The organism is Nocardia sp. NPDC059236 (assembly GCF_042754085.1).
Classification (GTDB): Bacteria; Actinomycetota; Actinomycetes; order Mycobacteriales; family Mycobacteriaceae; genus Nocardia.
Map to the genome: position 1 here is coordinate 1 of NZ_JBHZAF010000048.1, position 18,587 is coordinate 18,587.

25 protein-coding genes are annotated in these 18,587 nt (G+C 64.7%); 14 read left to right on the forward strand and 11 right to left on the reverse strand.

Annotated elements, in window-relative coordinates; translation table 11 throughout:
- Positions 1 to 171: 171 nt before the first annotated feature.
- Genes ACFXIV_RS47285 through ACFXIV_RS47295 form a run of 3 tightly spaced genes read right to left on the reverse strand, consistent with a single transcriptional unit; the run spans position 172 to position 1,295 of the window.
- Positions 172 to 576 carry a hypothetical protein gene (locus tag ACFXIV_RS47285; protein ID WP_379405433.1) on the reverse strand — a complete coding sequence of 135 codons (405 nt, stop codon included), beginning with the start codon at positions 574 to 576 and terminating at the stop codon, positions 172 to 174.
- A gap of 10 nt (positions 577 to 586) precedes the next feature.
- The gene (locus ACFXIV_RS47290) at positions 587 to 745 is read right to left on the reverse strand and encodes a hypothetical protein (RefSeq protein WP_379405435.1); all 159 of its coding nucleotides are present in this window, start codon (positions 743 to 745) and stop codon (positions 587 to 589) included.
- Between the two features lie 16 nt (positions 746 to 761).
- Positions 762 to 1,295: a hypothetical protein gene (locus ACFXIV_RS47295; protein ID WP_379405437.1), complete on the reverse strand. Its 534-nt coding sequence runs from the start codon at positions 1,293 to 1,295 to the stop codon at positions 762 to 764.
- Positions 1,296 to 1,513: 218 nt separating this feature from the next.
- Between ACFXIV_RS47295 and ACFXIV_RS47300 the strand changes: the two genes are divergently transcribed.
- From ACFXIV_RS47300 to ACFXIV_RS47310, 3 genes are read left to right on the forward strand one after another with little or no spacing between them, the layout of a single operon-like run.
- The gene (locus tag ACFXIV_RS47300; RefSeq protein WP_379405439.1) at positions 1,514 to 1,846 is read left to right on the forward strand and encodes a hypothetical protein; all 333 of its coding nucleotides are present in this window, start codon (positions 1,514 to 1,516) and stop codon (positions 1,844 to 1,846) included.
- Positions 1,827 to 2,357, forward strand: coding sequence for a DUF6879 family protein (locus tag ACFXIV_RS47305; protein WP_379405441.1), 531 nt, complete (start codon positions 1,827 to 1,829; stop codon positions 2,355 to 2,357). Before ACFXIV_RS47300 ends, ACFXIV_RS47305 begins: the two co-directional genes overlap by 20 nt.
- Positions 2,354 to 3,190, forward strand: coding sequence for a helix-turn-helix domain-containing protein (locus ACFXIV_RS47310; RefSeq protein WP_379405443.1), 837 nt, complete (start codon positions 2,354 to 2,356; stop codon positions 3,188 to 3,190). The genes ACFXIV_RS47305 and ACFXIV_RS47310 overlap by 4 nt, the downstream gene beginning before the upstream one ends.
- 24 nt (positions 3,191 to 3,214) lie before the next feature.
- Here ACFXIV_RS47310 and ACFXIV_RS47315 read toward each other — a convergent pair whose 3' ends face one another.
- Positions 3,215 to 3,517: a hypothetical protein gene (locus ACFXIV_RS47315; RefSeq protein WP_379405445.1), complete on the reverse strand. Its 303-nt coding sequence runs from the start codon at positions 3,515 to 3,517 to the stop codon at positions 3,215 to 3,217.
- 136 nt (positions 3,518 to 3,653) lie between these two features.
- Entirely contained in the window at positions 3,654 to 3,821 is a 168-nt protein-coding gene (locus tag ACFXIV_RS47320; protein ID WP_379405447.1) for a hypothetical protein, read from the reverse strand.
- 38 nt (positions 3,822 to 3,859) lie between these two features.
- Between ACFXIV_RS47320 and ACFXIV_RS47325 the strand changes: the two genes are divergently transcribed.
- The 5 genes from ACFXIV_RS47325 to ACFXIV_RS47345 all read left to right on the forward strand — a co-directional run bounded on the left by ACFXIV_RS47325 (position 3,860) and on the right by ACFXIV_RS47345 (position 5,576).
- The gene (locus ACFXIV_RS47325) at positions 3,860 to 4,015 is read left to right on the forward strand and encodes a hypothetical protein (protein ID WP_379405449.1); all 156 of its coding nucleotides are present in this window, start codon (positions 3,860 to 3,862) and stop codon (positions 4,013 to 4,015) included.
- A gap of 163 nt (positions 4,016 to 4,178) precedes the next feature.
- Positions 4,179 to 4,502 (forward strand): three-helix bundle dimerization domain-containing protein, encoded by a 324-nt coding sequence (locus tag ACFXIV_RS47330; RefSeq protein WP_379405451.1) that lies wholly within the window; start codon positions 4,179 to 4,181, stop codon positions 4,500 to 4,502.
- Positions 4,503 to 4,655: 153 nt separating this feature from the next.
- Positions 4,656 to 4,868, forward strand: coding sequence for a hypothetical protein (locus ACFXIV_RS47335; RefSeq protein ID WP_379405453.1), 213 nt, complete (start codon positions 4,656 to 4,658; stop codon positions 4,866 to 4,868).
- A 298-nt stretch (positions 4,869 to 5,166) separates the two neighbouring features.
- A complete protein-coding gene (locus ACFXIV_RS47340; protein WP_379405455.1) occupies positions 5,167 to 5,379 on the forward strand; it encodes a three-helix bundle dimerization domain-containing protein in 213 nt (70 codons plus the stop codon).
- On the forward strand, positions 5,376 to 5,576 hold the full coding sequence (locus tag ACFXIV_RS47345) for a hypothetical protein (RefSeq protein ID WP_379405457.1): 201 nt from the start codon (positions 5,376 to 5,378) through the stop codon (positions 5,574 to 5,576). Before ACFXIV_RS47340 ends, ACFXIV_RS47345 begins: the two co-directional genes overlap by 4 nt.
- Before the next feature lie 126 nt (positions 5,577 to 5,702).
- On the opposite strand, the gene ACFXIV_RS47350 is transcribed toward ACFXIV_RS47345, so the two are convergent.
- From ACFXIV_RS47350 to ACFXIV_RS47365, 4 genes are all read right to left on the reverse strand, one after another.
- On the reverse strand, positions 5,703 to 6,131 hold the full coding sequence (locus tag ACFXIV_RS47350) for a response regulator transcription factor (RefSeq protein WP_379405459.1): 429 nt from the start codon (positions 6,129 to 6,131) through the stop codon (positions 5,703 to 5,705).
- Positions 6,132 to 6,681: 550 nt separating this feature from the next.
- Positions 6,682 to 7,644, reverse strand: a complete 963-nt coding sequence (locus ACFXIV_RS47355) for an ATP-dependent DNA ligase (protein ID WP_379405461.1) — start codon at positions 7,642 to 7,644, stop codon at positions 6,682 to 6,684.
- 674 nt (positions 7,645 to 8,318) lie between these two features.
- Positions 8,319 to 8,543: a hypothetical protein gene (locus ACFXIV_RS47360; RefSeq protein ID WP_379405463.1), complete on the reverse strand. Its 225-nt coding sequence runs from the start codon at positions 8,541 to 8,543 to the stop codon at positions 8,319 to 8,321.
- A 387-nt stretch (positions 8,544 to 8,930) separates the two neighbouring features.
- Positions 8,931 to 9,077 carry a hypothetical protein gene (locus tag ACFXIV_RS47365; protein ID WP_379405465.1) on the reverse strand — a complete coding sequence of 49 codons (147 nt, stop codon included), beginning with the start codon at positions 9,075 to 9,077 and terminating at the stop codon, positions 8,931 to 8,933.
- 55 nt (positions 9,078 to 9,132) lie between these two features.
- Here ACFXIV_RS47365 and ACFXIV_RS47370 point away from each other — a divergent pair, with 55 nt between their 5' ends.
- Positions 9,133 to 9,276, forward strand: coding sequence for a hypothetical protein (locus ACFXIV_RS47370; RefSeq protein ID WP_379405467.1), 144 nt, complete (start codon positions 9,133 to 9,135; stop codon positions 9,274 to 9,276).
- A 37-nt stretch (positions 9,277 to 9,313) separates the two neighbouring features.
- Here the strand turns inward: ACFXIV_RS47370 and ACFXIV_RS47375 are convergent, their stop codons facing one another.
- Entirely contained in the window at positions 9,314 to 9,958 is a 645-nt protein-coding gene (locus ACFXIV_RS47375; RefSeq protein WP_379405469.1) for a hypothetical protein, read from the reverse strand.
- A gap of 589 nt (positions 9,959 to 10,547) precedes the next feature.
- On the opposite strand from ACFXIV_RS47375, the gene ACFXIV_RS47380 reads away from it, so the two are divergent.
- Both ACFXIV_RS47380 and ACFXIV_RS47385 read left to right on the forward strand, forming a co-directional pair.
- Positions 10,548 to 12,122 (forward strand): ISL3 family transposase, encoded by a 1,575-nt coding sequence (locus ACFXIV_RS47380; protein WP_379421503.1) that lies wholly within the window; start codon positions 10,548 to 10,550, stop codon positions 12,120 to 12,122.
- A 464-nt stretch (positions 12,123 to 12,586) separates the two neighbouring features.
- A complete protein-coding gene (locus tag ACFXIV_RS47385; protein WP_379405606.1) occupies positions 12,587 to 12,748 on the forward strand; it encodes a hypothetical protein in 162 nt (53 codons plus the stop codon).
- A gap of 224 nt (positions 12,749 to 12,972) precedes the next feature.
- Here ACFXIV_RS47385 and ACFXIV_RS47390 read toward each other — a convergent pair whose 3' ends face one another.
- On the reverse strand, positions 12,973 to 16,254 hold the full coding sequence (locus ACFXIV_RS47390) for a protein kinase (RefSeq protein WP_379405608.1): 3,282 nt from the start codon (positions 16,252 to 16,254) through the stop codon (positions 12,973 to 12,975).
- A 518-nt stretch (positions 16,255 to 16,772) separates the two neighbouring features.
- On the opposite strand from ACFXIV_RS47390, the gene ACFXIV_RS47395 reads away from it, so the two are divergent.
- The 3 genes from ACFXIV_RS47395 (at position 16,773) to ACFXIV_RS47405 (ending at position 18,493) form a co-directional block, all read left to right on the forward strand.
- Positions 16,773 to 17,291 carry a hypothetical protein gene (locus ACFXIV_RS47395; RefSeq protein WP_379405610.1) on the forward strand — a complete coding sequence of 173 codons (519 nt, stop codon included), beginning with the start codon at positions 16,773 to 16,775 and terminating at the stop codon, positions 17,289 to 17,291.
- An 830-nt stretch (positions 17,292 to 18,121) separates the two neighbouring features.
- Positions 18,122 to 18,349: a hypothetical protein gene (locus ACFXIV_RS47400; RefSeq protein WP_379405612.1), complete on the forward strand. Its 228-nt coding sequence runs from the start codon at positions 18,122 to 18,124 to the stop codon at positions 18,347 to 18,349.
- Positions 18,350 to 18,364: 15 nt separating this feature from the next.
- Positions 18,365 to 18,493, forward strand: a complete 129-nt coding sequence (locus tag ACFXIV_RS47405) for an MmpS family transport accessory protein (protein ID WP_379405614.1) — start codon at positions 18,365 to 18,367, stop codon at positions 18,491 to 18,493.
- The last annotated feature ends 94 nt before the right edge of the window (positions 18,494 to 18,587 follow it).

Here is an 18,587-nt window from a genome sequence, read left to right on the forward strand (position 1 = left end):
GCGCGGTGGGTTACGCCGATCCGGCGGCCTTCCGGCGCATCTACCGCAGGCACACCGGCGAGACACCGACCGCCACCCGCACCCGCGCGGCCGAATCGACCTAATAGGAGTGCCGTCAACGGTCGTGTCACCTGGTACATGAAGCCCTGTTCAGCCAGGTAGCCACCGCGATCACTGTTCTTGTTCGGTCGCCAGCGTGAGGTAGCGGTGCAGTGATGTCTTCGGGATGCCGGTCTTGCTCGTGATTTCAACGAGGCTGTTTCCTTTTCGCCCTGGTGCCCGATCACCGACCGCGGCGCGTTCGGCGCGGCGTTCGGGTTGTTCCACTTCCAAGGAAGCCGAACAGATAGCCAACCCGGCTACCGCCCAGGACAAACGGACCTGGATGGCTTCAGGCGGCCTTACCTTGGGGCTGGGGCCAGCTTCAGAATTCCGGGGCCCCCTTGGGTTGCGGAAACCCTCAGCGCGGTTGCGGTTGGCCGAGGGTTCATCGCGAAATGCGTTGTGGAACAACGCCATCGAATTGTCCTGAATTGCTGTGCCGATCAACCACCCCCTTTCGAGGTCCCCGAGCATCGGAATGGTCCTAGGTATCGCCGCGGAGGTATCCCCGGAGTTCGGCGACGAGTTCGGTGGGCGTGAAGTTGAAGACAAACCGTGCGACCGTGAGCACCGATCCCGCGAAGACCACGATGGATGTCACAGCGGCGGCGACGATCGCCGCGAGCAACTCGGTCCAGCGCATCGACCAGCCTTCTCCCTCATGCCCGGTCCGCACGCGCGGGCGGCAGGTCTCGAAGGGGTGGCATCGTTGGCCGGGCGTAAGTCTCTTCAGGGGTTACGGTGATCACGTCGAGTTGCTGCACCAGCGTCGCTGGTATCTCCCCTCCCTCGAAGTGCTCAGGGCCGGGGACTATGACCGCTTCCGCGTCCAACCGGGTCGCTTGCGCTTTCAGGCGGGCCAACGCAGGCCGCCCGAAACTAGGGTCATAGACCACCATGTCGGCGAAGTCGTAACCGAGACGTGTTGCGAGCTTGCGGATTTGGCTCTGATCCCACAGCTGCGCGGCACCGGACACATCGGTCCGGAGATATCCCAAACACGTTGGCTTATAACGCATTACAGTCACTCTATCCTCGTGTCCGTCGAGTGCGATGTGTCCGTGAATCTCGAGATAGAACCCCGAGCAGTCCTCGCAGTCGTCTCCGGTGCTCTGAAGTTCCAGCACGCCACCAGGAAACTGGAACAGCCACGTACGTGACGTGGCCTCTACCTCGTCTGGTTCATTGGTCACAGCTGCCCCTCTGGTCGCTGGCGAAGCGATCCGGGACCGAGACGACTGCACCGGTCCCGAACGACTGATCTGACGCTAGGTGCGCGGTCGGCAGCCACTCCAGGAGTTTTCTCGAGTTTTCTAGATAAACCGGGTTCCGCCACAGAACCGGAACACTGAGCGGGACGATCGATGCGGCGTGACGACATCCGCCACGCCACCAAGCAGGAGGACTGATCATGAGCAAGCAGTTACGGCTTCTGGGCAAGAACGGCTCACCCGGCAACACCTGCCCGTCGCTGTACGAGACCGAGGACGGCTTCGTGACGCAGGGGTGGCGCACCGACACACCCGGCACGGTCGAAATCCCTCACGTGCTACTGGGTTACGCCGACCCTGGCACCTACATCGGTGCGCCACTCGTTGACAGTGGAAGGGGTACCTTCCTGGTGAGCGGTGAGCCTGTCACAGACCCGGGCATGTTGGCGCAGATGGAGATTGCGCCCAACGAGACGGCTGTGGAAGTGCCGAAGATGGAGAGGACGTTCTACGGTGAAGCTGTTACAGGGTGAGGCGTTCGACAACCTGATCCGAAGCAGTCGGCGCGAGGCGTTCCACCTGGAAGTGCAGGACGACTACAACACCGAAGACGGGATAGTGCCGTTCCGCAACTGGCAGCAGGGCCGGACCGATGACGACTACGAGTGGTTACGGGGCTGGCTGGACCTGGTTCGCGACATGACCATGCGCGGCGTCGCTGTGCGCCGTGCTCGGGTGGTCACGGTGCCACACACCACGTACACGCGGTGGCTGGTGGAGGTGTCACGTCAGAACGCCGATGCGGGCGAAGAGATCCGGTATGCGCCTCGGCACTTGGTCGATTCCAGCCGGTTGACGACGGACGACTGGTGGCTGTTGGACGATGAGACCGTGGTCTTCACGACGTTCGACGAAGATGGACGATTCGCCGGCGCTGCGGTCACCCTTGACCCGCGGATCATCGCCTACTGCCAGGGGGTTCGAGACTACGTGTGGTCGGCGGCTGTGCCGTACGCCGAGTACGTAGCGCTCCAGACACAGTGACCAGCGCTGTACACGAACAACGGCAAGCTCTCGGGCTACGGCTCCGGGAGCTTCGTCGTGATGCCGGTTTGACAGGCCGGGCACTCGCCAAACTGGCGAACTGGCCCGAGTCGAAGATCAGCAAGATCGAGTACGGCAGGCAGACACCCACGGAGGAGGATCTCCGAACCTGGTGCGAACGCACCGACAGCGGCGACCAACTGCCCGACTTGATTGCAACGCTGCGGAACATCGAAGCCGCGTATATGGAATGGCGGCGGGCGCTAGGCATCGGCATGCGTCGGCACCAGCGCAGGTTGGATCGGATCGCCCAGGCGGCTAGCCAATTGCGCTGGTATGAACCAGTACTCATACCAGGACTGTTGCAGACTCCCCGATATGTCGAGGCGGTTCTCCGCCGCATGATCAAGTTCTATGCAATCCCCAACGATCTCGACGAGGGAGTCTCGGCCCGGGTCGAACGTCAGCAGATATTGCACCAGGGCAACCGCAGGTTCTCGTTCGTGATCGCTGAACAGGCTCTACAGACCACGGTCGGAGACGACTCGGTCATGGTGGGACAGTTGGAACACCTACTCGCCGCGATGTCCCTGCCGCGCCTCATACTTGGGATCGTGCCGCAGCGGTTCGCTTTCGACGGTCCGGCTATCAACGGCTTCGTGATGTATGACAACCGGCTGGTGCTGGTCGAGACCGTGAGCGCTGAGCTGACGATCAACCAGCCGCGCGAGATCGCGCTCTACGGCAAGCTGTTCGCCCAACTAGCCGACCAAGCCGCCTACGGTGAGCCAGCACGTCATCTGATCATGACTGAGCTCGAAAAGCGTCGATAGGCGTCGCAATTCCTTTCGGCGCGTTCAAAACCGGTCGGTCAGATCCTCGTCGTCGACCAGGCGCACGGCCTCGGCGAGCCGCTGCAACCTGGCGACCACGATCTCGGTCGCTGCCCCGGTCCGATAGACGCCGTCGCACACCGCGACGACACCGCCGAGCATCGGCAGAGCGAGCAGCGCGAGCACTTCGTCAACGTCGTCCAGGCCCGGCGCTGGGTCGACCGCCCGCCGGACCGCGCGCAGCACGTCGCGCCCGTCGAACATCTCGGCCGGATCGACCTCGGCGAGGACGTCGAGGACCGCGGCGAGCAGGTGGTCAGATGCCATCGCTGACACCGTCGCGCCCGTCGAACGCCAACGGGCTGCAGCCCGGGCCGAGTTCCGGCTGATACACCCGGGCCCCGCACCGGCCGCAGGTGTGGACGAGATGACCGCGGGAGCATCCCGCGAGGCGGCACGCGGTCTATCCGAGGGTCGACCGGCTCGCTACGAGTACATGGGGTTCTGGGCCCGAGCAGAAGATCGGCGTCGGGAGAACCCACCCGCGCGGAGTCTGGACCAGCTCGTCGTTATCGATGGCGTAGCCGTCCGGGTGCAGATACCAGACGCGACGCCGGTCATTCGAACCCATGTGCGAATGATAGCCGAGCGGTCGCTTATGATCTGCGCGTGTCGGACGATCAGAAAATGTGCCAGATCTGCGGCGAACGCCCGGTCGGCGAGGGCTACATGTCGATGATGTGCCCGGAGTGCCGGGCGCGGATCGAGGAGCAGAACCGCACCCGGCCGTACCCGTTACTGCCTCCGCCGGACGACATCATCTAACGCGCGGGATGCGGCTGATAGAAGAGGATGTCCTGGGCCGCAGTCGGTCTCGCTGCTGGCTGCTTCGTCGACCGGGTGGCCGCGGAAGCGGTTCCCACGCCCGGTGAACTGCGGTTATGCGATAAATGATGCAAGCACATCATTTGGCCATTCGTCGAATCTGATGCAACACATCAGATTTCCTGTAGGGCCGCTCCTGGCTGCGGTCGAGGATATTTCGGGGCATACCGGCCGAAGCGGATCGACGCCTGTTGACTGCCGAGTCAACGGCGGGCAACCATGGTTCATGCCATCATCTGAGGAGGTCAGGCGGCTCGCGGAACTCACTGATCGGCTCGCGCAGCGGTTTCCGGCAATCAGTGTGTGGACGATCGCCACGATCGTGGACGAGGTCCACCAGGGCTTTGATGGCCAGCCGGTGCGGGAATTCGTTCCGCTGCTGGTCGAGCGGGTCGCCGCACGACAGCTCGTGTCGGCCCTCCGCTGACCCGCCACCGCGACGCCGCCGATTCCGCCAGGCCGTACTCTCGAGTCGATTATCCGAATAGTTGGCGAATTCTGGGTTGACGGTCCATGGTTCAGTGGTTGCCTCCGGGTGCCGCTCCTGCCGATGCGTGCTACCCCTGTCGATACGAGAGCAATGTCCGAGGACCCCGAACTCGCCCAGGCCCGCGCCTTCGTGCGTGAGCTGACGCAGCACGCGCAGGCGCTGGTACGCCGCCGCGAAGCCCTTCCTACCGAGGCCGCGGCGTCGCGGCACGACGCCGACCTCGCTGCCGTGCGCCGCCAGATCGCTCAGCTTCACAAGCGCTTTCCCGCTTTGGGTGCCGGAACGGCGCCTTCGGCCGTCTGACCGAACCGCGGCCCCACCCCGGTCGGCGCCACACGACAGGCGCTGGATCGGACCTGGACTTAGCATTGTGATGGGGCAGCTCAGTGGTACCCGCCCGCAGCCGCTCTCGGCCACGCCGATCTCGAGCGAGCAGTCGTCGTTGCCGCCGGATGCCGCCGGAACCCCCTCCCCGTCGGCATCATCAATCACTTTGGCGCAGAACGTGATTGCCGTGCTGATCGCGATCGACCGTGACATACTGCCCGAATCGGAATTATGGGTAGTTGACGACGCAGGGGGTCGCGCACAACCATGAACCATGGCAGCACATGACGAAGATCAGCAGATCGCGGCACTCGTCCGACGCCTTGCCGCACAGTTTCCCGCAATCAATACCGACACCGTCGAGGGCATCGTCGCCGAAATCCACCACGGCTTCGACGGCCGTCCGGTCCGCGATTTCATTCCGCTGCTCGTCGAGCGCCGCGCAGTGCGCAGGCTTCGGCAACCGGCTGATACGAGCCGCCGGTGAGTGAGGATCCCGAATCCGCCCAGGCGCTCATGTTTCTCGCGGAACTCGACTACCACGCCGAACGCCTCGTTCGCCGGCGCAGCCAGTGGCGAGACGACAAACCCAACCAGGCCATCGAGGTCGAACTCGCACAGGTCCACCAGCAGATCCACAACCTCCACCAGCGATTCCCGGGATTGCCGCAGACATCCCGATGACTTCCAGCGATCGAACAACGAAACGGGATTCGGCGCCTCGGGGTTGATGGTGTGGTCAGCAGCCGAGACGACGCCCCAACCGGGTTTGGTCTTCCACGCGGCGACCGAGGCGGGCTCGGTGATGCTTCAGGCCACCTGCGGTGTCGCGAGATGGACACGGATGTGGTCGAGCAGTTCACCGCTTCTGAGCGGTTTGGGCAGGTAGTCACACGCACCGGCCGCGTAGACGTCACCGATGGCATCGGGATTGCCATCGAGGGAGACCGCGATGATAGGAATCGGTGAACCATTCCGCAGCTGCCGGCACAGTAGCGCGCCCGGCAGGTCCGGCAGGTCCAGCTCGAGCAGCACCAAGTCCGGATTCCATCGCCGAGCGAGGTTCAGAGCGCACTGCGCGTTGCCGGCCGAAATCACCTCATGGCCGGCATTGGCCAGCACCAGTACCTCGATCTCCGCCATCGCCGGGTTACTCTCGACGACAAGGAGCTTGCTGGGCCGAACCGCAGGGGTCGGCGGCAGCGTTAATTCTGTTGCAGAGCGCGGGAATTGGCTCATGGTGGATCCTTCGCAGACCGGTCCCCGACCGTCGAATCCGTCGCGTCATGGAGCTAACGGAGGCGATCCTGCGCTCGCAATGTCGGTACGCGATCGACTGACTATGACAGTATGTCAATCCGCAATCTCTCAGCAATGTATCTGTGAACTTTTTTTCATGGCGTTCACATGACCAAGTCGATTCCTGGAATCTCATTACCGGTGATGCGCTCCGCCGATGTGCGACATCCGGCACTTCCGCGCACAGCTGGCGGGCTCAGTCGGGTGAGATGATCTCAGCCTGTTGATCCTCGGAGCGCCCGCGCTGGCCGCTCGGTCAGCGCGGCATGCGAGCGGTTCACTTGAATGCATGGCCCTGTATCGACGTGGTTGGTCATACTTTCCCGAGTCGCAGGCGGACATAGCCCACCTGATGCCACAGCAGACCGGAGGGTGTGCAGATGTTGGATCCTGGCGGTGTTCACGTATCGGTGCCAGGTCGACGCACTGTGCGCCCATCGCTACATCAGGTGTTCGGAAATCGATGGCCTGACCGCCTGAGGCCGGAAGGTCAGTTGTGCTCGGGTACTGCGATCTCCGCTGGTGAGCGATCCAATCGGAGTCCGCGCCAGGACGGGTGGCGCAGGCCGGTGGCGGTGCGTTCGCGGTAGGCGACATCGCTGACCAGATGCGGGGCGACCCAGTGTGCGGTGGCCGTGATCGACGCCGGGATCTCACCGGTGACCGGCGGCGCGGCAACGGCCAGGGCGAGGAGCTGGCGCTGCAGTGAGCGGCGGGTGGCGTCGCTGAACCCGGTCCCGACCGCCCCGAGCAGCACCAGTCGCCCCTGCTCGTCGTGGGCGGCGACGAGCAGGGACCCGAACACCTCGCTATGGGTGTGGCCGGCCAGCCAGCCGACCACCACCACCTCGGTGGACCGGCGCAGCGGGAGTTTGCGCCACGCCTGCGACCGCCCGGCCCCGTAGGTGCTGTCCACGCGCTTGCCGATCACACCCTCGATGTCGTGCTCGGCGGCGACCGCCAGCATCCGCGAGACCGGGATATCGCGGTAGGACGGCGACAGCAGGACCGGGCCATGAGGCAGGCCCAACCGCTCGAGGCGCTCACGGCGGTCCAGGTAGGTCAGCGTGCGCAGGTCCCGGCCACCGAACCCCAGCAGATCGAACACGTACAGGCACGCCGGCACCGCCCGGATCAGTGCCGGGCTCGGCCGTGTCACGCCCAGGCGGCGCCCGATACGGGAGAACCGCGGCACCCCGTCGCGGTCCGGAGCCACCAGCTCACCGTCGAGGGTCATCTCCCGCCCCGCCGCCAGCACCAGCAGGGCGTGGGAGATCTCGGGGAAGGCCGCGTTGAGGAAATTGCCGTTACGGCTGACCATGTGGCACACACCGCCGGAAATCCATGCCAGGCAGCGGATTCCGTCGTACTTCCATTCGAAGGCGTACCGGGTGTCGTCGTCGGCGGGAGCGGGCCCGGGCGTGGCGAGCATCGGCGCCGGATGGCGCACCATACCCCGAACCTACCCGCGAAAGATACCGAACGGTCGCATCAGCGTGATGCTCCGGAATCCCATACTGCTGGCGGGAATTCGTCGTGCCGTCTGTGCCGGGAACTACCGTTGTGTGCCGATCGAGCCAGTTGTGGTCATGTGGGTGCGGGTGGCTCGTCGGCGGGGTGCATGACGGCGTGCCACCACGATTCGAGTCGACTCGGCTCCGGCCAGCGCACCACTGGCTCATCGTCATCGGGACCGCTGGTGATGGTGGGTGTGGTCGTATCCGGCTTTCCCGGCCGGCGAGCGGGCCTGTCACCGCGTGGTTCGTGTGGGGTTGCTGTCATGACGCACCTCCGAATCCCTGGCCCGACGCCCGGTCTCACCGGTGCGGGCTGGATTCGCAACTCGCGGCGGCGGCGTACGCCGAGGTCGACCGCGCGCGAGGAATGCCACGAAGGCCCAGGGGCAATGCCGAGGGATCTGCGCCACCGCAAAGGGGGCCGACCTGCACCAGAGTAGGCATCCAAGGTCAACAGCAGGCTACGTCCGAGCCAATTCCCGGGGCCTACACCCAAGATCGAACCTGGCCGGCGCGTTCGAAAAACGATCGCAGGATCTCCAAGCCACAAGCGACGCATACGGTTTACCCCCGCCTGCGCCTGCCTCCCGGTAGCCCGGAACCCCAGGTTTCAGCCTCGTAGGCGAGGCGGGACTGTGGTAGTCATCGGCACTGTGCCCGTGGGCTCTGCGAGCCGGTGTCGGCCACCGTCCGAGGGTGCCGACGCGTCAGGGCGCACGACTGCGGGTGTGTCCAGCAGAACGTGCAGACGGGCGATGAAGGCGTCGATGCTGCCGTAGCGCGCAAGGACCTGCGCGAGCAGTTCGTGCACGGTCGATCCCATCAGATCGGTCATGTCACCTCGTTAAGGTTCACCGACCGGTCGGGCCGGTTCTGACGGCATTCTGCACGACAATCTCGATCACGTAGCTAATTCCGAGATGTCGCCGACCTTCCGTGCCTGGGCACTCTCGATTCGTGCCATCAGCGCGGCATTCGGGCCGCTCCAGCACAGGATCTCGATACGGTGCGGTGCGGGTGAGCCGATCGTAGAGCGCGGCGGGAATCAGGGTGCGGTTATCGCGCCGCATTCTCACATCGGATCACCCCGGCCGGGGTCAGTGGACGACTCCGGAATCGATGCCCCGCTTCGCCGACTCCGAACGGTGCACCGTGCTCGGCAGCCGGGTGGATCGGCCCGCAGACTCTTCTGATCCACACGGCCCGAGCAGCAATTGGATCGTCACGACGGAAATGGTCGCTCGAGGCGAAGTGCTGCAATGCAGATGTTCATCAGCGGCCGGGTCAGCGGCGCGGCGGTGAGGCCCACGTCGTCATCGGTGCACCGCGCCCGGTCGCCGAGTCCGCCCGCGGTGACAAGGTCTGCCATGTCGAAATCCGGCGGGCGGGCACCATTTGTCCGGCTGCACCCCCAGCCTGGGTCCATGCGGGCAGCACTGGACAACGCGCTGTGTGAGGTCACCCGGCATCTGGGCATCGACCTGCCGGGGTTGCTCGCACACGTCGTGATCGGGCCCGCGGTGCACGAGCCCCAGCCCGGGAGCCCCGGCATCGACAGCCACTTCTGACCCCTGATGCCCGGAATCCGGGCCGCAAGCCCGTGTCCTATGGGTCGACGGTCTTTTCGATGATGTTGGTGCCCAGTTCTTCGGTGAACAGCGGGTCCCGGTTGGCAGCCGCGCCGGTGATGAGGCCGTCGAACTCGCTGTTCGCGTAATCGAAGCTGTCCGCGCTGATACCTGGGCCTGCGACCTCGAGTCTGCGGGGTATGACCGGCCAGAAGCCGACCCCGTTGAGCGCGTCGGCCTCCGCGGCGGTCAGGGTAGCGCTCGAGTAGGACACGAACCGCCTGACCTGGTGGTCGATGCGTTCGGACTCGCACCTGGCCAGGGTATAGCGCAGTTGCAGGGCTCCGCGCCCGATACCGCACACCGTGAACGGAGACGAGCCCAAGCGCTCGCCGATCGCGCGGCGCAAGACCTCCAGCACACTGCGGTGGGCGGCGCCATCGAGGGTGTCGCTGGTGCCCAGCGACACCAGGATCAGGTCGGCGCCGGCGGCGCGCAGCGCTTCCCGGAACGAGTACCCCGGGCTGTCGAGTTGCCGGGCGAAGGCGCCGGGATCGGCGGCCGTCATGTCCGAGTCGCCCACCATGATGAACGGTGCTCTCAGGCCGCCGTCCTGGGCAGGAAACACCGCTGCGCTGCCGAGCTCGAGGGGCCAGTTACTGGCTGGTGCCACAGTCGTCATCGTCGAACTCCTCACGTCGTCGGGAAGAGAAGAACCGAACTTGCAACAGGCAACCCCGCAGGACCAAACCCACACGGCCACACGGGGTAGTGGTCGGCAAGCCTAAAGGGCACCACCGGCCAGCTGGTGCCACAGCCGGTGCCACAGCAAGACGTGTCGACCAAGCCATCCCCATCGACCCCGACCGACATCGACACCGACACCGCCTCGAGGCCGAATGCGGGGTCTCAACGACCATACGGCCGGGTAGGGCTACAGATATTCGCCAAGGGCCAACAGATCTCGATACCGTACGGTCCTCACCACCGCAGCCAGGGAAGGCCCATGTCCTCAACACAAGCCGTCAAGTTCACCCCCGTACACGCAGATCAGCCGGATGCCCTGACCGCGCGACTGGCACTGGACCCTGATACCACCTATTCCGTGGAATATGTCAACAGCACGCCAATCCGGGATCTGGCACGGTTTGCGTGATTGACCGGTCCTGGATTGCCAACGGGCGCTTGATGATCGATCATGTCGCCGGTGTTCTGATCTTGGGCCGATCGAGGTCCTGTTCCCGCACCTGGATGGGTTGCAGTTCGACGGCATGACCGCGGTCGGGCTTCGAGTGAACCTCGATGTGAGGACTCGCGACGACAAAGCTGCGTGTCCGGGCTGCGGAACGTTGTCCCGCCGGGTCCATAGCCGTTATCGGCGGCGGTTGTCCGACACCGCGATCACCGGCCGTGAGGTGGTGATCCGGTTGCGGGTGAGGCGGTTGTTCTGCGACAACTCCGATTGCGAGAGAAGGACTTTCGCTGAGCAGGTCCCATGGTTAGCGGCGCGGTATGCCCGGCGCACGAGCATCCTGCAACGGTTGCTGTGTGCGGTCGCGCTGGCCTTGGGTGGTCGTCCGGGGGCTCGGATGACCCGGCATCTGGCGTCCACGGTCAGCCGGATGACGTTGTTACGGCAGATCCGGGCACTGCCCGATCCGGACCGGGCGACTCCGCGGGTGCTCGGTGTCGACGATTTCGCGCTGCGTCGCGGGCATCATTACGGATCGATTCTGATCGACATCGAGACCCGGCGTCCGGTCGATGTGCTCGAAGACCGCCGTGCCGAAACCCTCGCCGCCTGGCTGCGGGCCCATCCCGGCGTCGAGGTCGTCTGCCGGGACCGCGCTGGTGCCTATGCCGAGGGCATCGCCGTCGGAGCACCCCATGCACTGCAGGTCGCGGACCGCTGGCATATCTGGCACAACCTCGGCGAAGCGGTCGAACGCGTCGTGGCCAGGCACCGTGACTGTCTGACTGCTGTCGCCGAGGACGCGATGGTCGATGCAGAGCCGGGCGGCGAGCCGGATATCGCGGCCCAGCAGGAAATCCCGGTAACCGGCACGAGTATCGAGTCGCCGGCGGAAAGGACCGACAAGTGGGCGGTGCGGGCCCGTGAACGTTATGCCGCGGTCCACGCGCTGCTCGACGACGGCGTGAGCATCCTGGCGATCGGCGCCCGGCTCGGTCTTGCCCGCGGAACCGTGCGGCGCTTCGCCCGGGCAGCCAGTGTCGAGGAGTTGCTGGTCAACAACGGCACCGGACAGCGTCCGAGCCTGTTGGAGGAGTTCAAGCCCTACTTGCATCAGCGATGGAACCAGGGCTGCACCAACGCCACCGAGCTCTTCGGCGAGATCAAAGCCCGCGGCTACCAGGGCGGAGCCAAGATCGTCATGAACTATTTACAGCCATTCCGCACAACCGGCCGCGTTCCCCGCCCAGTCCGCAAACCGCCCTCGGTTCGCCGGGCCGTCACCTGGATCATGACCGACCCCGCCAGCCTTGAGCCCGACGATCGTCAACGGCTCGAGGCAATCCTGACCGCAGGTCCCGAACTCGCATGTCTGGCCGGACATGTCCGTGTGTTCGCGACGATGATGAAGCAGCTGAGTGGCCGTGAGCTGGAGCGGTGGATGGCCGCCGTCGAGGCCGACGACTTCCCGGCCTTGCACTCGTTCGTCCGGGGCCTGCGTCGCGACCTCGATGCGGTGACCGCCGGGCTGACCCTGCCCTGGAGCAGCGGCCCGGTCGAGGGGCACGTCAACCGGATTAAGATGATCAAACGCCAGATGTTCGGGCGCGCGAAGCCGGACCTTCTTCGAAAGCGAATCCTGTTGAGCGACTAGCCAATCCAGCTAACCGAATCACGAAATTTGTGCCTGATCCATTTTTCACGTGCTGCCGACAAACTTCGGGCACCATTTCCTCCAGTCACCACGGCCAGGTGCGGACGCAGCCTCGGCAGATAGTGGGCGGTACCCCTGAGCGCTACAGGCCGCACGCCGATTGTCCTTGGGAATCGTTGTGGAGGGCGATCTTTCGCGGGCACATCGCAGAACCGAACGTCCTCCCCGGAACCCTCGCCGACAAACGGTCCTGATGGCGCTCACCCGATTCCTCGGCCATTCACCGAATTTCCGGTAGTGCAAGCTTCGAACAAGCGAAAGATGCTCCAAGCTGGGAGAATTCCACCTTCCTTGGACCGAATGCGCATTTGCAGGAGCACCGTTCTGGTGGGCAAGATCTGCGTCGTGGTACCCGTCGCTGAAAGTCGACGGGAGAGTTCGGGTGTGATCTCGAAGGCCGGGCGGTGACGCTGCTGCGCACCGCGGAACAGGTCGGGTTGATGATCCGGTTGCTGTCGGACGTGTTGATTCCGTGGCGCAAACCCGGATCGATCCACGACCCGGGCCAAACCGTGGCAGATCTGGCCGTGGCGATCGCTGTCGGCCTTGGCTACGCGCCGATCTAGCGGTATTACGTTGTGAGCCAGTTGTTTCGGCATCACGGCCTGGGACCCGGCGGTGTCTCGACTCTTCACAACCCTGACTGCTGACGCGCCCGAGGCCCCTGCAGCGATCGGCGCCGCGCGCATCGGCGCCCGGGCGGTGTGGTTGCGGCGATCGAACGAATCGATGAGACGAAAGGCGGCCTCGAGGATCCCCCGGTACCGGATCCCATGGCCGGCCGGCACGATCAATGAGCCTGTCGTTCGGCGTCTTCTGCGATCCAAGCCGCGATTTGCGCGCGGGAGGTGAATCCGAGTTTGGTGAGGATGTGCTCGACGTGGCCCTGGGCGGTGCGTTGGGAGATCACCAGTTTGGCCGCGATCTGCTTGTTGCTGAAACCTTGCGCGATGAGATCCGCGACCTGACTCTCGCGCTTGGTAAGAGCCACGGCCGGGCCCGATGCGGGCACGGTGTCGGCAGGTTTCTCGCCGAGTGCATAAGCCACGGCATCGTCCATCCCCATCGCTCGGCCTTTGCGGAATGCCGCATCGAATCCGCGGGCGCCGAGAGCGGATCGCGTTGTCCGGAGGCACTCGTCGTGATCGTCCACCATCGGCAAGATTGGCGAAGGGTTACCCATGGACCGCTGTAGTTCTTCCACGGCTCCCATCAGTACGGCTGCACGCTCGGCGTCACCGTTGGCGCCTGCAACCCAGGACAGCGTCTCGAGGCTCAGCGCGGCGATGAGCGGACTGCGCATTCGCCGGTTGACTCGCAATGCATCTTCGAGCAATTCGGCTGCCCGCGATGGTTCGCCTTGCTGCCAGGCGGCAACGCCCAGGCCCCACAAGGCGGTCGAGCGGAAGAGCGATTCGCCGCACGCTTCGGTGACGGAAAGTATCTTCCGGTGACACTCGATCGCCTGTTCCGTATTCCCGGCCAGCGCGTACACCGAACCGAGCGCGGACAGGGCAGCAGCGTAAAGGAATCCTTGCCGATTCGAGTCGAGGATCCCGACAGCGCGTTCCAAAGAGGAGGCCGCCAGAGCAAGTTCACCGCGATAGATCGCCACGCCGGCGTCGGCGTAGGCGATCAGTGCCTGGGTCATCGGGGTGGGATCCTGTTCGGCGAGCGCGTGTCCCTCCTCGAGAAGGGCCGCAGCCGCCGACGAGTCGCCCTGCATCACTGCCATGATGCAGCCGGCATGAAGCGCTCTGACACGGTCGGGTACGGATTGGTGGGCAGGGTGGTCGAGGAGCAGGTCGATCCAGCGGCGACCTTCGCTGTACAGACCTCGGAAGGTCCAGAACATGAAGAGTGCGGCGGCGGTCTGTAGTCCAGCTGCGGCTGCCTGCTCGGTGTCTTCGGCCAGGCTGTATTCGAGCGCGGCGCGCAGGTTGGGTTGTTCGCGTTCGAGCCTGGCGGTCCAGTTGGGCTGCCGGTCGCTGACCCATCCGGCCTCCGCCCCCAGCGCCAACTGCTGGTACCAGTCACGGTGCCGGCGACGTAGTTGCTGATCCTCGCCGGACTCCCGCAGCTTATGCCTGCCGTAATCGCGAACGGTCTCCAACATCCGGAACCGCACGATGCGGTGTGACTCGTCTCGGATCAGGATCGACTTGTCCACCAGAGAGGACAGCACATCGACCGGATCCTCGGGAGCCAGATCGGCGCCGCAAACCTGTTCGGCGGCATCGAGTTCGAAGCCTCCGGCGAATATCGACAGCCTGGCCCACAACCGCTGCTCGGCCGGGGTGCACAATTCGTAGCTCCAGTCGACACACCATCGCAGGGTCTGCTGCCGTGTCGGCGCGGTGCGGCTGGCACGGGTCAGCAACGCATATCGATCATCGAGCCGCGCCAGGATCTGCTCGGGCGACAACATGCGCATCCGCGCCGCGGCCATCTCGATCGCCAGCGGCAATCCATCCAACCGGGCGCAGATCCGAGCCACGGCCGCCTTGCTGTCGTCGGACAGTTCCAGACCCGGCACCACCGCGTTCGCCCGGTCGGCGAACAAAGTCACTGCGTCATAGCGGGCCACTCCCCGCGGTGACGGCTCGCGATCCGAGTCAGGGATCGCCAGCGGCGGCACCGGCAGTATCGCCTCGCCGGCGATATCGAGCGGTTCGCGGGTGGTGACCAGAATCCGCAGGTTCGGACAGCTCTGCAACCATGTCTCGACCAATTCCGCCACCGCCGCGACCAGCTGCTCGCAGTTGTCCAGCACCAGCAGCGACTTCCGTGTGGACAGGAACTCGACCAATACCTTGGGCAACGGCCGCGCCGGATCGTCGCGCAACCCCAGGGCCGCCGCCACCGCGTTGACGAGCAGGGAGGGGTCGTGGACGTCGGCCAGCTCGACCAGCCACACCCCGTCGGTGAACTCCCGGCGCGTGGTCGCCGCCGCCCGCAATGCCAGCCGGGTCTTGCCGACTCCACCGATCCCGGTCAACGTCACCAACCGGGCCGAGGACAACAGCTTCTTCACTTCTGCCAGCTCAGTGCGGCGGTCGACGAAACTAGTCAACTCGGGCGGCAAAGTACCACCACCCCGTGGAGCCGTCGTCACCGGCGGACGCCACCCCGGCGGCTCAACCGGCTTGAGGTCCGGGCGTTCACGGACCGACCCGGTATGCAACGCCATCTCGTCGACCGTGAACCCGTGGCGGCTCTGAGCCTGCCGGATCGCCTCACCCAAAGCCCCTGCTGAGGGCCGCTCGCGCGGATCCCGGTTCATCGCTGAGGCGACCACCGTGGACACGTCGTCAGGGATGCCGCTGTCGCGCAGGTCCGGCACCGGTTGAGTGGTGATCCGCAGGAACTGGGTCACCACGTTCTCCCCGCTGCGACGTTCGAAGGCCGCATGCCCGGTCAGCGCGCAGAACAGGGTAGATCCCAGCCCGTAGACGTCCGCGGCCTCGGTCGGAGCCTGCCCCTCGAGCACCTCGGGGGCCGTGAACGCCGGCGACCCGGTCACAGTGCCCGTCTCCGTTTGGAATGCACCCGCGATCCGCGCGATACCGAAATCCGTCAGCGCGGGCTCACCGTAATCGGTCAGCAGGATGTTGCCCGGTTTCACGTCCCGATGCAGAATGCCGAGGCGATGCGCGCTCTCCAGCGCTCCGGCGATCTTCACCCCGATCCACAACACGGTCTCGACCGGTAGCGGACCCTGTCCGCGGATCCGTGCGTCCAGGGAGCCGACCGGGTGATATGGCATCACCAGATAGGGTCGTCCGCCCGCAGTAGTACCCGCCTGCAGCATCGTCACGATGTTCGGATGCCCGGTCAGGCGGCCCATCGCTTGCTGCTCTCGGAAGAACCGCGCCCGGTTCTCTTCGTCCAGCTCGGCGGTGAGGATCTTCACCGCCACTGTCCGATCCAGCTCGGGCTGCGTGCAGCGGTAGACCACGCCGAAACCGCCTCGTCCGATCTCGTCGGCATCCTCGAACCCGGCTGCGGCCAATTCCTCCGTGGCCGGCTCGAACACGTCACGAACTGTCTGGAACCGATCGTCCTCGCTCATCCGCTGTACACCATCCACCGGCGGCCCGGCACCGAGCAAAACCTGTTAAATCTTCGTTAATGCACAGCGTATCCCGACCGAACGTCGGCAACCGAGCTATCGCGAAGGCACTCCAGGATTGGAAAAGGCGATTCGAACAGCCGAGTTCAGGGACCCGGGCCAGCCTGTGACCGCAGCCTGGTGACGGACTCGGTCGCTACGCACGGAGCCCGGACACGGAAACCCGCGTAGAAACCGGGCCGCCACGACAGGCACCCATCGCCTGCTACTCGCGAAGAACCGTTCTCGGTCCTCCTCCAGTTCACCGGTAAGAACCCTCACCGCCACCGTGCGGTCGGCGACAACTCAAGTGCACCGATAGAGCAAAGAGCAGAGATTGGTGTCTTTCCCCGGGCTGATCGGTCGTCATAACGAAACACATCCGCGGCCAATGCTGTCATCGCTGCCGAATGCGGCCGATTCACCTGAAAACGCCGCCAGGGCTCCCTTTCACCCCGCCGGTCGCAAAGGAGCGACATGTGCTCGGCATCGAAATCCCTGAGGAGGAACTCAATGGCCACCGGACCCGTCCCCGGACCGCCCGCCGTCTCGCCGTCTACGCCCTGGCAGCCGCATCACTGTCGATCGCGGCAAACCGCCGAGGCCTCGGCACTGGTCACGGAATCGTCCGTACGAACCGTTCCAGCAGCCATCAGCCTTCCCGGCACGAAGGTTTCGACCGAATCCGGCGTGTACAGTTCCGACCTCGACGGCTGGATCCGCCAAGCCCTCGACATCATTGCCGCACAAGGCATCCCGGGCGGCTACGACGCCAACGCAGCATCATGTGCGAATCCGGCGGCGACCACGGCATCGTCATCGGGCAGACCGAACATGTCAGGTTCAACCCCGCCAATATGGAGCCCGACGGGACACCGCACGGCACGCCACACCCGGTGATGCAACAGACTGGAAACCAGTTAGCAACGACTACAACTGAATTCATATCGATCGCCTATTTCGGACCATCCGTGCAGGTCACCGTGAGCTTGGCTTGAGTTGGCGGTCAGCGGCGGACGCGTTCATGCAGGGCGGCAGGATGTGGTCGAACGCGACCAAGGTTGGGCCGATACCACGAGCACGATGGGCAGCTCGGCGATCGGTTGCTCGGCCAGCGCCTCACTTGGAAGCTGGTCTCTTGCGGGCGCCACACCAGCAGCCGGAATACCTGCTCGGCGGAGATGCGGTACATGCACATCAGCACGCCTTCTGCCTACTCGATCACCGCGCGAGCCTCCAGCAACTCGTGTAGTTGGAGCCGTGCATCGCGTACAGCTCCGCCGACCGCTCCCAGCGGCGGAGAAAGGTCAGGCACCCGAATTCGGCGGTATGGGAGAAGGTCGCGCCCTCGAACCGGGCGGGGCCACCGGTGCATGCCGGAGACGCGGGCGTGTGACTCGCAGCTGTCGATGGCGGTGTTCTCGCACCGTCAGACAATCGTTTTCTGAAGGCAGTGAGGGCAGGCAAACACCGTGCGCTCGGACCACTGCGCGCCGAAACGGCCTATACCCATTGGTAACTGATCTTATCTGCCGACTATGCGACAGTCTGTGCCAATTCACTGTCCAGTTACTGTCTTCGAGTCAGTAGGTGAGGCAACATCTTTTGGGCGACGCTCAAGGTCGAGGGGTTCGCGGTCGGACACGGCCGCGGTGAGCGATCTTCGCAGGGGAGCTCCCCACCGCACCAACCTGATTGAAGGATTCGATGACCAACCCACAAAGAGCCTCCGTATGGCCAGCCGTACACTGGTCAACCGCCCTACCGTCAGCCGTACTATCCGCTGCCGCCGAAGAAGCGCGAGATCTGGCCCTGGGTACTGATCGCGATGGTGGTCCTGATGTTTGGTGGGTGCCTCGCCGTCATCGGCACAGCCCGTATGAAGGTCAGCGAGGCAGTCGACGCCGCAGCGACGTCGATTCAATCGGCGACCAACAACCCGGACCCCAACCTGGGCAAAACAGGAAAGTCCAAAACGGTCCTGTACGAGATGCTTTCGCCGTCGGGGCCCGCGATCAGCGTCACCTACTTCGGCAGCGACAACAGCGAACAGTAGGAGACCCGGGCGACGCTGCCGTGGTCGAAGCAGGTCGTGAACGACTCGACGATCGCCATCGTCGGCATCACGGCCCAGAACGGCGGCACAGGTGACATCACCTGCCGAATCACTGTGGACGGCAAGGCGAAGACCGAGCTCTAAGCCTCGATCCACCGACGGTCTTGTGTCCGTTGGTGCCTGATGAACGAGAAAAGTGCCCTTCGAGCTGGGATGATCGCTGTTGTCTAGGCAGTGA

Bases quoted from the DNA above. Each gene is read 5' to 3' on its own strand.
- ACFXIV_RS47330 (WP_379405451.1), top strand. From the start codon at position 4,179: ATGCAACACATCAGATTTCCTGTAGGGCCGCTCCTGGCTGCGGTCGAG.
- ACFXIV_RS47340 (WP_379405455.1), top strand. From the start codon at position 5,167: ATGGCAGCACATGACGAAGATCAGCAGATCGCGGCACTCGTCCGACGC.
- ACFXIV_RS47300 (WP_379405439.1), top strand. From the start codon at position 1,514: ATGAGCAAGCAGTTACGGCTTCTGGGCAAGAACGGCTCACCCGGCAAC.
- ACFXIV_RS47315 (WP_379405445.1), bottom strand. From the start codon at position 3,517: ATGGCATCTGACCACCTGCTCGCCGCGGTCCTCGACGTCCTCGCCGAG.
- ACFXIV_RS47390 (WP_379405608.1), bottom strand. From the start codon at position 16,254: ATGAGCGAGGACGATCGGTTCCAGACAGTTCGTGACGTGTTCGAGCCG.
- ACFXIV_RS47380 (WP_379421503.1), top strand. From the start codon at position 10,548: ATGACCGCGGTCGGGCTTCGAGTGAACCTCGATGTGAGGACTCGCGAC.
- ACFXIV_RS47360 (WP_379405463.1), bottom strand. From the start codon at position 8,543: ATGACCGATCTGATGGGATCGACCGTGCACGAACTGCTCGCGCAGGTC.
- ACFXIV_RS47285 (WP_379405433.1), bottom strand. From the start codon at position 576: ATGCTCGGGGACCTCGAAAGGGGGTGGTTGATCGGCACAGCAATTCAG.
- ACFXIV_RS47320 (WP_379405447.1), bottom strand. From the start codon at position 3,821: ATGGGTTCGAATGACCGGCGTCGCGTCTGGTATCTGCACCCGGACGGC.
- ACFXIV_RS47350 (WP_379405459.1), bottom strand. From the start codon at position 6,131: ATGAGCCAATTCCCGCGCTCTGCAACAGAATTAACGCTGCCGCCGACC.
- ACFXIV_RS47400 (WP_379405612.1), top strand. From the start codon at position 18,122: ATGGTGGTCCTGATGTTTGGTGGGTGCCTCGCCGTCATCGGCACAGCC.
- ACFXIV_RS47375 (WP_379405469.1), bottom strand. From the start codon at position 9,958: ATGACGACTGTGGCACCAGCCAGTAACTGGCCCCTCGAGCTCGGCAGC.
- ACFXIV_RS47365 (WP_379405465.1), bottom strand. From the start codon at position 9,077: ATGGCAGACCTTGTCACCGCGGGCGGACTCGGCGACCGGGCGCGGTGC.
- ACFXIV_RS47335 (WP_379405453.1), top strand. From the start codon at position 4,656: ATGTCCGAGGACCCCGAACTCGCCCAGGCCCGCGCCTTCGTGCGTGAG.
- ACFXIV_RS47355 (WP_379405461.1), bottom strand. From the start codon at position 7,644: ATGGTGCGCCATCCGGCGCCGATGCTCGCCACGCCCGGGCCCGCTCCC.
- ACFXIV_RS47290 (WP_379405435.1), bottom strand. From the start codon at position 745: ATGCGCTGGACCGAGTTGCTCGCGGCGATCGTCGCCGCCGCTGTGACA.
- ACFXIV_RS47370 (WP_379405467.1), top strand. From the start codon at position 9,133: ATGCGGGCAGCACTGGACAACGCGCTGTGTGAGGTCACCCGGCATCTG.